The sequence below is a fragment of the Streptomyces sp. NPDC003034 genome, assembly GCF_053591375.1.
Window position 1 is genome coordinate 33,171 of sequence record NZ_JBSFTS010000027.1, and the last position, 13,090, is coordinate 46,260.

11 protein-coding genes and 1 tRNA gene are annotated in these 13,090 nt (G+C 71.6%); 9 read left to right on the forward strand and 3 right to left on the reverse strand.

Annotated features, from left to right (window positions below; all coding sequences use genetic code 11):
- Position 1 precedes the first annotated feature (1 nt).
- Positions 2 to 997, reverse strand: coding sequence for an SMI1/KNR4 family protein (locus tag ACWDX7_RS23695; RefSeq protein ID WP_451493312.1), 996 nt, complete (start codon positions 995 to 997; stop codon positions 2 to 4).
- Positions 998 to 1,446: 449 nt separating this feature from the next.
- On the opposite strand from ACWDX7_RS23695, the gene ACWDX7_RS23700 reads away from it, so the two are divergent.
- Both ACWDX7_RS23700 and ACWDX7_RS23705 read left to right on the forward strand, forming a co-directional pair.
- Positions 1,447 to 1,962, forward strand: coding sequence for a YwqJ-related putative deaminase (locus ACWDX7_RS23700; RefSeq protein WP_451493313.1), 516 nt, complete (start codon positions 1,447 to 1,449; stop codon positions 1,960 to 1,962).
- Between the two features lie 2 nt (positions 1,963 to 1,964).
- On the forward strand, positions 1,965 to 2,474 hold the full coding sequence (locus ACWDX7_RS23705) for an SUKH-3 domain-containing protein (RefSeq protein WP_451493314.1): 510 nt from the start codon (positions 1,965 to 1,967) through the stop codon (positions 2,472 to 2,474).
- 79 nt (positions 2,475 to 2,553) lie between these two features.
- Here ACWDX7_RS23705 and ACWDX7_RS23710 read toward each other — a convergent pair whose 3' ends face one another.
- Positions 2,554 to 3,888, reverse strand: a complete 1,335-nt coding sequence (locus ACWDX7_RS23710) for a sensor histidine kinase (RefSeq protein ID WP_451493315.1) — start codon at positions 3,886 to 3,888, stop codon at positions 2,554 to 2,556.
- A gap of 131 nt (positions 3,889 to 4,019) precedes the next feature.
- Between ACWDX7_RS23710 and ACWDX7_RS23715 the strand changes: the two genes are divergently transcribed.
- From ACWDX7_RS23715 to ACWDX7_RS23745, 7 genes are all read left to right on the forward strand, one after another.
- Positions 4,020 to 4,916, forward strand: coding sequence for a hypothetical protein (locus ACWDX7_RS23715; protein ID WP_451493316.1), 897 nt, complete (start codon positions 4,020 to 4,022; stop codon positions 4,914 to 4,916).
- Positions 4,917 to 4,938: 22 nt separating this feature from the next.
- A tRNA-Gln gene (locus tag ACWDX7_RS23720) sits at positions 4,939 to 5,011 on the forward strand.
- A 107-nt stretch (positions 5,012 to 5,118) separates the two neighbouring features.
- The gene (gene glmU / locus ACWDX7_RS23725; protein ID WP_451493317.1) at positions 5,119 to 6,564 is read left to right on the forward strand and encodes a bifunctional UDP-N-acetylglucosamine diphosphorylase/glucosamine-1-phosphate N-acetyltransferase GlmU; all 1,446 of its coding nucleotides are present in this window, start codon (positions 5,119 to 5,121) and stop codon (positions 6,562 to 6,564) included.
- A gap of 133 nt (positions 6,565 to 6,697) precedes the next feature.
- Entirely contained in the window at positions 6,698 to 7,675 is a 978-nt protein-coding gene (locus ACWDX7_RS23730; RefSeq protein ID WP_451493318.1) for a ribose-phosphate diphosphokinase, read from the forward strand.
- Positions 7,676 to 7,876: 201 nt separating this feature from the next.
- Positions 7,877 to 8,458 (forward strand): 50S ribosomal protein L25/general stress protein Ctc, encoded by a 582-nt coding sequence (locus tag ACWDX7_RS23735; protein WP_451493319.1) that lies wholly within the window; start codon positions 7,877 to 7,879, stop codon positions 8,456 to 8,458.
- 90 nt (positions 8,459 to 8,548) lie between these two features.
- Positions 8,549 to 9,139 (forward strand): aminoacyl-tRNA hydrolase, encoded by a 591-nt coding sequence (gene pth, locus ACWDX7_RS23740; protein WP_451493320.1) that lies wholly within the window; start codon positions 8,549 to 8,551, stop codon positions 9,137 to 9,139.
- A 198-nt stretch (positions 9,140 to 9,337) separates the two neighbouring features.
- Positions 9,338 to 10,084 (forward strand): LPXTG cell wall anchor domain-containing protein, encoded by a 747-nt coding sequence (locus ACWDX7_RS23745; RefSeq protein ID WP_451493321.1) that lies wholly within the window; start codon positions 9,338 to 9,340, stop codon positions 10,082 to 10,084.
- Positions 10,085 to 10,158: 74 nt separating this feature from the next.
- Here ACWDX7_RS23745 and ppc read toward each other — a convergent pair whose 3' ends face one another.
- Positions 10,159 to 12,930 (reverse strand): phosphoenolpyruvate carboxylase, encoded by a 2,772-nt coding sequence (gene ppc, locus ACWDX7_RS23750; RefSeq protein WP_451493389.1) that lies wholly within the window; start codon positions 12,928 to 12,930, stop codon positions 10,159 to 10,161.
- Positions 12,931 to 13,090: the final 160 nt, after the last annotated feature.

The window sequence follows — 13,090 nt, forward strand, 5'->3', positions numbered from 1 at the left end:
GTCACCCTTCATCCGTACCGGAGCGCGCCACGGGAACCGAGCGTGCGAATCCGCCGTCCACCATCAGACCGGCCACCGTCTCCAGCTCCGGCGGATTTCCCGCCAGCCGCTCCAGAAAGGCGTCGAAATCATTGCCGCACGGCAGCAACAGCCGCTCCACGCGCTCCTGCACCGACCAGCCGTCCCGGTCGCGGGCGTCGTCGTACGGGGAGAACCACACCGATCCGATCGCCTCGCCCTTCACCTTCAGGGCGAGCAGTCCGCCCTGTACGAAGGCCACGCACAGGTAGTCCTTCGTCAAGTGGTCCCGCAGGCACTTGTTGACGTACACGAGGTCGTTGACCGCCGCCTCCTCGCGCACCGTGAAGAACGGCTGGTCCACCAGCAGGCCGAGGTCCACGTCCAGGCCCGCGCCCACCGGCGCGCAGCCGCCCGCGGCCTTCAGGAACGAGCGGTACGCCTCCGGCAGCCGGTAACCGAGGTCCTCCTCGACGCCCTGCACCTGCTGTTCGGACACCGACACCACCGACTTCGGCAGTCCCAGGTGCACCGGGCGCAGCTCCTGCAACGCGCGCGTCCCGTGCTTGTCGTGGTCGACCGGCGCCGTCGCCAGTCCCGCGTGATGCCGCAGCAGCGCCTTCACCTCGACCGGGACCAGCTCCATCCGCCGGGAACCCGCCACGTGGTGCCAGGTCCAGCCGTGCGGGGTCGCCACCGGGCCCACCGTGTCCCACAGCTCGTGGCCGACGGCCTGCATCGCGGCGTTCGCGGACACGTAGTCGGTCAGCCGCAACTCGTCGACGCCGAAGCCCTCCGGGGGTTCGGCGATCTCCACGGCCGCACGCGCGTACGGGGAGAGGTCCGGATGTCCGCCCTCGTCCATCCGCACTCCGTGGGGATGCCGAGCGGCCCGGACCGGGTCCGGGAAATGCACGACCTGCCCCGAATAAGCGGCGTTGGGTGGCGCGGCCTGCTGCCCGAGCCGACCTGTCGTCATGGCGGTAGCCCCCTGCTGGATCTGGCTGGTTCACCACAGCCTATGCGCTGGGGCAAGCGGCCCACCCGCACGTGACCCGGGCTCCCGCGCGGGGGCCGGGAACATCCGAATTGATACGAATATTCGACCCCGCTTCCGCACGACAGGTGCCATTTGGCAGGCTGTCCCCGCAGCACAGGGGGCGTGCGCGACAGCGGCCACCACCGCGGCACGGGAGGGAAGGCACGAGCATGCAGAACACTGCGACACGTACGGATCCGGCCGACACGGCCTCAGGAAGCCCGCGAACGCCCGGCACCCCGGGCCAGCCGGGACCACTGGGCACCCCTAGCCACCCGGGCGCCCTCAGCGCCCCGGGCCACCCGGGCCCGCTCGGCGCCCCAAGCCACGGGGGACCTTTGGGAGCCCCGGCCCACCCGGGGCCGCTGGGCCCGCCGACGCCCACCGGTGTGCCGGGAGGAGCCGCCGACGCGGCGGACCCGGCCGCCGGCGACCCGCGCCTGCGCTGGAGCAGCGTCGACGCCCGCCCCGCCGTGCCCGTCCTGCGCTTCCGCCGCGACGGCATCCTCCCGACCGTCGCCGCCGCCCTCTCGGTGCGCGGCGAAACCCTCACCGGCACCGCCGGCAAGGCCGACCAGCCGCCCGTACTCCATCCCCTCGTCCAGGACTTCCTGGACACCCTCACCAGCGGCCAGCGCGAGCGTTTCACGGGCCGCTGCCCCGAGGCGATCCTGCTCTCCCGCCACCTGACCGCCGTCGAGGGCGCCCGCAGCAAACGCGCCTCGCGCAAGCCCCTCACCCCGAGCGAGGCCCGCCGCTCGCTCAAGCACGGCAAGATCACCGCCCGCCGCATCCGCGAGGACGGCGATCCGCTCCACGGCAGCTACGCACCACCCTGCCGGTCCTGTGACGCCCTCCTCGCCCACTTCGGCGTACGCCCCGTCGACCTCACCCCCTCCGAGTAGCCATGACCACTGCCTCAGCTTCCTACGACCGCTCCTCGGCCACCCGTTTCCCCGTCGCCGTGGACTCGGCCCTGCGCACCGCCGGCTGGGAGCCCGGCCGCTGGGACATCAAGCAGGCGGAGTACTGGGCCGACGCACTGCGGGACCACACCACCCCCGCCGGGCACCGGCACACCGTCTTTCCCGCCGCCGTCGAGGCCTGGGCCGAATTCGGCGGGCTCACGGTCACCGCCCCGGGCCCGGGCCGCCAGATCGCGCCCACCGCGCTCGTGCTCGACCCGCTCACCGGGCTCCACCTGGCCCGCACCTTCGCCGACCTCGGCCGCGCCCTGTCCACCCAGCTGTGCCCCCTCGGCGCCGGGGCGGACGGCGGCTCGCACTTCGCGGTCGACCGCGAAGGCCGCGTCTACGGCATCGACCACACAGGCGACTGGTACCTCGGCGCGGGGCTCGACGAGGCCCTCACCCTGCTGCTGACGGGGCTCCAGCCGACCCGCCTCACCACCGGCTGACCGGCCGGCGGGCCGGCGGGCGGTCCCACCGGGCACGGCCGCCGCCCAGCGGGCACGGCCGGCCCGGCTCACCGCACGTCTACCCGGCGGGCAGCACCGCCGACACCCGGAACCCGCCGGCGTCCGTCGGCCCGGACACGAACACCCCGCCCAGCCCGAGCACCCGCTCGCGCATCCCGAGCAGCCCGTTGCCGCCGCTGGGCAGCCCGGGCTCGGCGGCCTCGCCGTCACAGGGCCCGTTCTCCACCTGCATCGCCACCTCCCCGTCCCGGTGCGCGAGCCGCACCACGACCCGGGCGCCCGGCGCGTGCTTGTGGCAGTTGGTGAGCGCCTCCTGCACCACCCGGTAGGCGGTCTGCTCCACCTCCAGCGCGTACGCCGCCGCCTCGCCCCGCACGACCATCTCGACGGCCATCCCGGCCTCCCGCGACTGCCCGACGAGGACCTCCAGCTCAGCCAGCGAGGGCCCGTCCTCCAGACCTGCCACCAGCGCCACGGGCGCGGCCGCCCCGGTGGCCACGGCTCTCGCGGTGGACGCCCCCGACCAGCCCGGTGCCCCCGGCGACCCCCGTGAGCGGGACCCGGCCGACGCGGCCGGCACGGCGTGCTTCGGCGCCTGCGCCCGCAGCACGCCGAGCATCTCCCGCAGCTCGGTCAAGGCCTGCCGCCCCATGTCCCCCACCAGGGCGGCGTTCTTTGCGGCCCGCGCGGGATCCTTGAGGGCCACGGCCTCCAGGGCCGCCGCGTGCACCACCATCAGGCTCACCCGGTGCGCCACCACGTCGTGCATCTCCCGCGCGATCCGGGTGCGCTCCTCGGTGCGGGCCCACTCGGCCCGCTCCTCCGCCCGGTCCGCCAGCAGCGACAGCTCCCGTTCCAGGGAGTCCGCCCGCTCCCGCAGGCTCTCCATCAGCCGCCACCGGGCTCCCATGTACAGCCCGAACAGCACCGGCGGCACGGTCAGCGCCACCGCCACGAAGCAGGACAGCACGACCACCAGCGTCGTGTCGGCCTCCACGTCCCCGCGGGTCCGCAGGTACATCACCACGAAGGTCCCGGCCAGTGACAGGGAGGCGAGGGTCGCGGTGATCCGCCGGGGCACGTCGGAGGCGGCGAGCGTGTACAGCCCCACCACGCCGAGCAGGAAGCCCATCGCGGCCGGCGCCACGGCGATCCCCACGAGCACCACGGCGACCGGCCACCGCCGCCGCAGAACGAGCGAGGCTCCGACCACGAGTCCGAACAGCACCCCGGCCGCCGTGGGCACCCCGGCCTCGCGGGCGAAGGCGATCCCCTCCCACGCGCATTCGACGGCGGACACCGCGCCGAGCCCCACGTCCCACACGGCGTCCCGCCGCCGCCCCCACCACATCGGCGGCCCAGCGCGGCCTTGCACTTCCCCCGTACTGGTCATGCCGTCCAGCGTACGCAGCGGCCCCAGCACACAGGCCACCGGAATTCCTGGAAACCGCCGGTCATCGCACGTACGACTGAATCGTCCACCTACCAAGACCTGAATCCCACATTCCGGACGACATTGGCGACATGACCGAAATCCGACGTCGCCCCGGCGACGGCACCGGCGGCCTCCGCACCGGAACCGCGACCTTCGAATCCCTCCGCGAGCAGGCCGTCACCCTGCGCCGCGAAGGGCTGAGCCTGCGCCAGATACGCGACCGCCTCGGCGTCCACAACAACACCATCCTCAACGCCCTGGTGAAGGGCGAACCCCCGCCCGAGTGGACCAAGCGCCCCCGCGCCAAGGACGACCTCCGCGCGAAGGCACGCGAACTCCGCATCCAGGGCATGACCTACGACGAGATCCAGGTCGAGCTGGGCTGCTCGAAGAGCTCGATCTCCCTCTGGGTCCGCGACCTCCCGAAGGTCGATCACCGGTCCCCTGCGGAGCAGGGGAGGGACGCGGCCCTCAAGCGCTGGGCGCATGAAGGACCCCTGCGGGAGGCTCGACGCCAGGCGGCCGTCTCGACGGCCGAAGACGCTGTGGGTGCGCTGAGCGCCCGCGAACTCTTCCTCGCGGGCGTCGCCCTCTACTGGGCGGAAGGGAGCAAGAGCAAGCCGTACCGGCGCGACGAGAGCGTCACGTTCATCAACAGCGACCCGGGCGTCATTCGGGTCTACCTGGCCTGGCTGCGCCTGATGGAGATACCCCGCGACCGCATCCGCTTCCGGGTGATGATCCATGAATCCGCCGACGTGAGCGGGGCCGAGAAGTACTGGGCGGATCACGTCGGCGTGGACCTCGACCAGCTTCAGCGGACCACCCTCAAGAAGCACAACCCGAAGACCGTCCGGAAGAACACGGGCAGCGCCTACCGGGGGTGCCTGATCGTCCGCGTCTCATCCGGATGCGAGTTGTACCGTCGCATCGAAGGCACCTGGTGCGGCATAGTAGGTGGCGTCGACTCGATCACCGGCACGTAATGCCCGATTTAGTCGGCTATATTCCCCCGTAGTGTAATTGGCAGCACAGTGGCTTTTGGTGCCATTAGGTTCGGGTTCGAGTCCTGACGGGGGAGCCCTGCACCGGGTCCTGACCATCGAGGTCGGGACCCGCGTTCGTTCGTGGCCACTGGGGCCCCCGGTATCCTTCCTGCGTCCACCCCCGAAGCCGAAGGGCATCCCCGTGAGCGCCAACCGCCCGGCAGCCGTCGTCGTACTCGCAGCGGGTGAAGGCACCCGCATGAAGTCGGCCACTCCCAAGGTCCTGCACGAGATCTGCGGGCGTTCGCTCGTCGGCCACGTCGTCGCCGCCTCCCGCGAGCTGGACCCCGCCGAACTCGTCGTCGTCGTCGGGCACGCCCGGGAGCAGGTCGTCGCCCACCTGGCCGGGATCGACGCCGGCGTGCGCACCGCCGTCCAGTACGAGCAGAACGGCACCGGCCACGCCGTACGGATGGCCCTCGAAGAGCTCGGCGGCACCGTCGACGGCACCGTGATCGTCGTCTGCGGGGACACCCCGCTGCTGACGGGCGAGACCCTGGAGCAGCTCGCGCGCACGCACACCGCGGACGGCAACGCCGTGACCGTGCTCACCGCCGAGGTCCCCGACTCCACCGGCTACGGGCGGATCGTGCGCGACGCCGGCGGCGCCGTGACCGCCATCGTCGAGCACAAGGACGCCACCGACTCCCAGCGCGCCATCCGGGAGATCAACTCCGGGGTCTTCGCCTTCGACGGCGCCCTGCTCGCCGACGCGCTCGGCAAGGTGCGCACCGACAACAGCCAGGGCGAGGAGTACCTCACCGACGTGCTGGGGATCCTGCGCGAGGCGGGGCACCGGGTGGGCGCCTCGGTCGGCGGTGACCACCGCCAGATCCTGGGCATCAACAACCGCGTCCAGCTGGCGGAGGCGCGCGCGCTGCTCAACGCGCGCCTGCTGGAGCGGGCCATGCTCGCGGGCGTGACGGTCGTGGACCCGGCCGGCACGCTGGTCGACGTGACCGTCACCTTCGGGCAGGACGCGGTCATCCACCCCGGCACCCAGCTGCTGGGCACCACCCATGTCGCCGAGGGGGCCGAGGTCGGCCCGAACACCCGGCTGACGGACACTCAGGTAGGCCCGCGCGCCCGCGTGGACAACACCGTCGCCGACGGCGCCGTCATCGGCGAGTCGGCGAGCGTCGGCCCCTTCGCGTACCTGCGTCCGGGCACGCGGCTGGGCCCGAAGGCCAAGGCCGGTACGTACGTCGAGATGAAGAACGCGACGATCGGCGAGGGCACCAAGGTGCCGCACCTGTCGTACGTGGGCGATGCGACGATCGGCGAGTACACCAACATCGGTGCGGCGAGCGTCTTCGTGAACTACGACGGTGAGCACAAGCACCACACCACCGTCGGCTCACACTGCAAGACGGGCTCCGACAACATGTTTGTGGCTCCCGTCACCATCGGGGACGGCGCGTACACGGCCGCCGGCTCCGTCATCACCAAGGACGTGCCGCCCGGCGCGCTGGCCGTGGCGCGCGGCCAGCAGCGGAATATCGAGGGCTGGGTGGCCCGCAAGCGTCCGGGCAGCGCCGCTGCGACGGCGGCTCAGTCGGCGGCTCCGGAGGAGTCAGAGCGCCGTTGAGGTGAACGGGCCGGAAACGGGTGCGTCCGGGACGGCGTACCGTGATAGTGCACGCAATTCGGCTGGCTCACCGTGTGCGGGACGGACGCACACGGGGGCGAGCAGCTTTCAACACGTCTGAGGAGACTGTGCTGTGACCGGGATCAAGACGACCGGCGAGAAGAAGCTGATGCTCTTCTCCGGCCGCGCCCACCCCGAGCTGGCCGAGGAGGTCGCGCACCAGCTGGGAGTCGCCCTCGTGCCGACCAAGGCTTTCGACTTCGCGAACGGTGAGATCTACGTCCGCTTCCAGGAGTCGGCTCGCGGCGCGGACTGCTTCCTGATCCAGAGCCACACGGCTCCGATCAACAAGTGGATCATGGAGCAGCTGATCATGATCGACGCGCTGAAGCGCGCGTCGGCACGCTCCATCACCGTGATCGTCCCGTCCTACGGCTACGCCCGCCAGGACAAGAAGCACAAGGGCCGCGAGCCGATCTCGGCCCGCCTGGTCGCCGACCTCCTGAAGACCGCGGGCGCCGACCGCATCCTCACGGTCGACCTGCACACGGACCAGATCCAGGGCTTCTTCGACGGCCCGGTCGACCACCTCTCCGCCCTGTCGGTCATGGCCGACTACGTCGGCGCCAAGGTGGACCGCTCCAAGCTGACGATCGTCTCCCCGGACGCCGGCCGCGTACGGGTGGCCGACCGCTGGTGCGACCGCCTGGACGCCCCGCTGGCCATCGTGCACAAGCGCCGCGACAAGGACGTCGCCAACCAGGTGACCGTCCACGAGGTCGTCGGCGAGGTCAAGGGCCGCGTCTGCGTCCTGGTCGACGACATGATCGACACCGGTGGCACCATTTGCGCCGCCGCCGACGCGCTCTTCGCGCACGGTGCGGAGGACGTCATCGTGACGGCCACGCACGGCATCCTGTCGGGCCCCGCCGCCGACCGGCTGAAGAACTCGAAGGTCAGCGAGTTCATCTTCACGAACACCCTGCCGGACCCCTCCGACCTGGAGCTCGACAAGATCACGGTCCTGTCGATCGCCCCGATGCTGGCCCGCGCGGTGCGCGAGGTCTTCGAGGACGGTTCGGTCACCAGCCTCTTCGAAGAGCAGCAGTAACACCGGCGCTCCCACCGGCTGACAGCGGCTGGAAGAGATCCTTTTGAAGTGCGGCCCCCGCGCCGGGTAGACTCATGAAGTTGCTCGGCGAGGGAGGCCGCACTTCCATGTGCGGATGCTCCGTTATCGACGCGCTCTTCGTAGCAGGCCGTTCCGGCCGGGTGACTTCTGTCCATTTCCGTCACCCCACGAGGAGTGAGCATGTCCGAGGTCAAGCTTTCCGCCCAGCTCCGCGACACCTTCGGCAAGGGCTCTGCCCGCCAGGCCCGTCGCGACGCGCTGGTCCCCGCCGTCATCTACGGCCACGGCCAGGACCCGAAGCACGTCAACGTCGAGGGCCACGGCCTGCTGCTGGCGCTGCGCACCCCCAACGTCCTGATCTCCCTGGACATCACGGGCGCCGGCACCGAGCTGGTCATCCCGAAGGCCGTGCAGCGCCACCCCCTCAAGCGCTCCATCTCGCACGTCGACTTCCTGATCGTCCAGAAGGGCGAGAAGGTCACCGTCGACGTCGCCATCGTCACCGAGGGCGAGCTGGCCGCCGGCGGCAACATGCTGGAGACCCTCCAGAACACGATCTCCGTCGAGGCCGAGGCCACCCACATCCCGACCGAGGTCACCGTCTCCATCGCGGGCCTTGAGGCCGGCGACACCATCCACGCCAAGGACCTGGTCCTGCCGGCCGGCACCACGCTGGCCGTCGACGGCGAGACCCCCGTCCTGCAGGTCGTCGCCCCGCAGGCCGAGGAGCCGGCCGCCGAGGCCGAGGGCACCGAGGCCTGAGCCTCGCCCCTGACCCTCAGCACTTGCTGACCGACCGCCGTCCGGCTCCACTGGAGCGGGACGGCGGTCGTCCTCGTTAAGGAGCTATCGATGTCGGACGACGCGGCGCCCTGGCTGATCGTCGGCCTCGGCAATCCGGGACCGGAGTACGCGGGCAACCGCCACAACATCGGGTTCATGGTGGCCGACCTGCTGGCTGACCGGATCCGGGGGAAGTTCAAGGCGCACAAGGCCCGCGCCCAGGTGGTCGAGGGCCGTATCGGCCCGCCGGGACCGGCGGGCCGCCGGGTGGTGCTGGCCAAGCCGATGACGTACATGAACCTGTCGGGCGGCCCGGTGACGGCGCTGCGCGACTTCTACAAGGTCCCGCTGGAGCGGATCGTCGCGATCCACGACGAGCTGGACATCGACTACCCGACGCTGCGCCTGAAGCTGGGCGGCGGGGACAACGGCCACAACGGGCTGAAGTCGATGACGAAGGGGATGGGACCGGACTACCACCGGGTCCGCTGCGGCATCGGCCGGCCGCCGGGCCGGATGCAGGTCGCCGACTTCGTACTGAAGGACTTCTCCTCCACGGAGCGCAAGGAACTGGAATGGTTCGTCGACCGGGCGGCCGACTCGGTGGAGTGCCTGGTCACGGAGGGCCTGGAGCGGGCGCAGTCGGCGTACAACTCCTAAGACCGCGGCGGCCGTCGGGCGACGGCGGCCGCCGCGGCCCGCCGTCGCTGGATCGTTATCCGAGACCTTTGGTGTGCGGGAGCCGTTATGGGGCTGGAGGGGTCAAACCCGCCTTGACCGGCCGGGAGAAGCGGAGTTGGATACTCCGCCTCACCCCCCACGCCTATCCGCCCTTCCTGCTTTCGAAGTTGGTATGCCATGCGCGCCTTTGCTTCAACGGGTGCGGTCGTAGCGGCAGCAGCCGCCTGCGTCCTGCTCGCCCCCGCCGCGGCCCACGCCACCCCTCCCGGGGACAACGGCAATGTGAAGATCCACGACGCGAAGACCGGTGAGTGGCTCAAGAAGAACGAGCCCCACGTCTGCACCTTCTACCTCGACGGGTTCCAGTTCGACAGCGCCCAGCAGGTGACCTGGCGGATCGAGGCCTGGGCCCCGACCGCCGACGTGAAGGGCACCGAGGTGAAGGCCGGTTCGCTGAAGCTCGACGGCTCCGGCCACGAGCGCACCGAGACGCTGAGCCTGCCCGACGGCCACTACAAGCTGTTCTGGAACTTCGACGGCGAGCACGGCCGGGCGAAGCACAAGGTGTTCTGGGTCGACTGCCCGGACGAGTCCACCCCCGGCAAGCCGGGCGGCACGCCGTCCGGCACTCCCACCGCGACGGCATCCGGTTCGACCAGCGCCTCCCCCTCGGGCAGCGCTTCCGCCAAGCCGGCCGGCGGCCCGTCGGGCAGCACCAAGCCGTCTGGATCGGCCGCCGCGCCCGCGCCCACCGGATCGGTCCCCGCCCCCGCCGGCTCCGCCAGTGACTCTCCCACCGGTGGCGACCTGGCGAAGACCGGATCCGACGCGCCGATCGGCCTGATCGCCACCATGGCGGGTGCGCTGATCGCCGCCGGCGCCGTCCTGGTGGTCCGTCGCCGCAAGGCCGGCGCCACGGGCTGACACTCGTACGCACGAGAAGGGGTCCCCCGCGCCACGACGGCGCGGGGGACCCCTTCTCGTGCGTACGGGCAGGCTCAGCCGGTGTTGCGCAGGCCCGCGGCAACGCCGTTGACCGTGAGCAGCAGGGCGCGGGCCAGCAGCGGGTCCGGCGTCTCGCCGCGGGCCGCGGCGGCGCGCTGGCGGGCCAGCAGGGAGACCTGGAGGTAGGAGATCGGGTCCAGGTAGGCGTCGCGGACGGCGAAGGTCTGCTGGAGCACCGGGTGGGAGTCCAGCAGCTTCTGGCCGCCGGTGATGCGCAGGACCTCGCGCACGGTCAGCTCGTGCTCGGCCTCGATGCGGTCGAAGACGTGCTTGAGGTGGTCCGGTACGAGGGTGTCGACGTAGTGGCGGGCGATCCGCAGATCGGTCTTGGCCAGCGTCATCTCGACGTTGGACAGGAAGTTGCGGAAGAAGTGCCACCGCTCGCCCATCTCGGCGAGGGCGGCGTCCTGGCCCGCTTCGCGCAGCGCCTTCAGGCCCGAGCCGACCCCGTACCAGCCGGGGACGATCTGGCGGGACTGGGTCCAGCCGAAGACCCACGGGATGGCGCGCAGGCCGTCGAGCCCGGCGCCCGAGTCGGGGCGGCGCGAGGGGCGCGAGCCGAGGTGGAGGTCGGCGAGCTGGTCGACCGGGGTGGCCGCGAAGAAGTACGCGGGCAGGTCCGGGTCCTCGACGAGCTCCCGGTACGCCGCGTGCGCGGCGTCCGAGACGATGTCCATGGCCGCGTCCCAGCGGGCGAGGGCCTCGTCGGACTGGCGGGGGGCGGTGTGCAGGGCGGAGGCCTGCAGGGTCGCCGCGACGGTCAGTTCGAGGTTCTCGCGGGCCAGCGAGGGCACGAGGTACTTGTCGGAGATGACCTCGCCCTGCTCGGTGACCTTGATCTCGCCTTCCAGGGTGCCCCAGGGCTGCGCGAGGATCGCGTCGTGGGAGGGGCCGCCGCCGCGGCCGACCGTGCCGCCGCGGCCGTGGAAGAGGCGCAGCCGCACGCCGTAGCGGTGCGCGACGTCGCGCAGGCGGCGCTGGGCGCGGTGGATCTCCCACTGGGAGGTGGTGATGCCGCCGAACTTGGAGGAGTCCGAGTAGCCGAGCATGACCTCCTGGACGTCCCCGCGCAGGGAGACCAGCCTCCGGTAGGAGGGGTCGGCGAGCATCTCGTCGAGGATGACGTCGGCGGCGCGCAGCTCGTCGGTGGTCTCCAGGAGCGGGACGATGCCGATCTTGGCCCAGCCGCCGTGCAGGTCGATGAGTCCGGCCTCGCGGGCGAGGACGGCGGCCGCGAAGACGTCGTCGGCGCCCTGGCACATCGAGATGATGTAGGACTCGATGACCTCGGGGCCGAACTTCTCGAAGGCGTCCTTGACGGCGAAGAACACACCGAGGGTCTTCTGTCCGGCGGCGTCGAGCGGGGCCGGGGTGGGGGCCAGCGGGCGCCGGGAGCGGAGTTCCTTGGCGAGGAGCTTCTGCCGGTAGTCGCGCGGCATGTCGGCGTAGCGCCAGGACTCCTCGCCGAGCCGGTCGAAGAGCTGCCCGAGCGCGTGGTGGTGGGCGTCCGCGTGCTCGCGTACGTCCATCGTGGCGAGCTGGAGGCCGAAGGCGGCCAGGGTGCGGATGGTGCGGTCCATGCGGCCGTCGGCGAAGAGCGCGCCGCGGTGTTCGCGCAGGGAGGTCTGGATGAGGATGAGGTCGCTCAGCAGCTCGGCGGTGCCGAGGTAGTCGCGGCCTTCCTCGTGCGGGATGCCCTTGGCGAGGCGCTCGCGGGTGTTGACGAGCTTCTGCCGGATGCAGGTGGCCTTGAGCCGGTACGGTTCCTCGGCGTTCAGCCGCTTGTAGCGCGGGCTGATCTCGGGGAGGCGTTCGAGGTCGGCCTGGAGCGAGGAGAGCAGTTCCTCGGTGGCTCCGGTGTAGCGGATGGAGTTGGACAGCAGGCCGCGCAGGAAGTCGATGAGTTCCAGGGCGTCGGTGATGCCGTGCTCGTGCTGGAGGATCAGCACGTCGCGGGTGACCTCGGGGGTGACGTTGGGGTTGCCGTCGCGGTCACCGCCGATCCAGGTGCCGAAGGTGAGCGGGCGGGTGCCGGGGGGCAGCTCGACGCCGACGCGCTGGAGCTCGGCGGTGAGGTCTTCCAGTACGTCCCCGACCGCGCCGGCGTGCAGCTCGTCCAGGTAGTAGATGGCGTTGCGGGCCTCGTCGGCGGGCTCGGGGCGCACCACGCGCAGCTCGTCGGTCTGCCAGACGAGGTCGATGTTCTCGGCGAGGCGCAGGTCGTGGCGGCGGCGGTCGCCGGCACCGGTGACGGGCTCCTCCAGCAGTGCGGCGATGCGGCGCAGCTTGTTCAGCACGCTGCGGCGGGCCGCCTCGGTGGGGTGTGCGGTGAAGACCGGGCGGACGTTGAGGTTCTTGACCGTCTCGCGCAGGTGTTCGGGGTCGGCGTCCTTCAGCATGTCGGCCGTGCGGGCGAGGAGACCGCCCTCGGCTGCGCGGTGGGCGCGCAGCTCCTTGCCGCGGTGCACCTGTTCGGTGACGTTGGCCAGGTGGAAGTAGGTGGAGAAGGCGCGCACCAGCTTGGCGGCGGTTTCCAGGTCGGTGTCCCCGAGCAGGGCCGCGGCGGCTTCGCCGTCGGTGCGGGTGAGGGCGCGGACCCGTTCGACGAGGTCGAGCAGGTCCTGGCCCTCCTGGCGTACGAGGGTCTCGCCGAGGAGGTCGCCGAGTCGGCGGATGTCCGCGCGCAGCTCCGCGTTGGCCGTGTCCGCGGGTGAAACGGCGGCCGGGGTGACGGGGGCCTCGAAGGCCTGGTCAGCACTGCTCACAGGTGCGGCTCCTTGCAGTGTTCGAGCGCTACTGGGCGGGGGGCTCCCGGCGGTGCGCGGCGGCGCCTCCCCGGACCCCTGACCCAGCTACCGCTGGGAGGTGCCCCCGGGGTGACCCCCGCCTGACGCGCAGCCCGGGCTGCCCGTGCGGACCGCGCTG

Coding starts and splice junctions, on each gene's coding strand:
- ACWDX7_RS23695 (WP_451493312.1), bottom strand. CDS start 997: ATGACGACAGGTCGGCTCGGGCAGCAGGCCGCGCCACCCAACGCCGCT.
- ACWDX7_RS23705 (WP_451493314.1), top strand. CDS start 1,965: ATGACCACTGCCTCAGCTTCCTACGACCGCTCCTCGGCCACCCGTTTC.
- ACWDX7_RS23710 (WP_451493315.1), bottom strand. CDS start 3,888: ATGACCAGTACGGGGGAAGTGCAAGGCCGCGCTGGGCCGCCGATGTGG.
- ACWDX7_RS23715 (WP_451493316.1), top strand. CDS start 4,020: ATGACCGAAATCCGACGTCGCCCCGGCGACGGCACCGGCGGCCTCCGC.
- ACWDX7_RS23735 (WP_451493319.1), top strand. CDS start 7,877: ATGTCCGAGGTCAAGCTTTCCGCCCAGCTCCGCGACACCTTCGGCAAG.
- pth (WP_451493320.1), top strand. CDS start 8,549: ATGTCGGACGACGCGGCGCCCTGGCTGATCGTCGGCCTCGGCAATCCG.
- ACWDX7_RS23745 (WP_451493321.1), top strand. CDS start 9,338: ATGCGCGCCTTTGCTTCAACGGGTGCGGTCGTAGCGGCAGCAGCCGCC.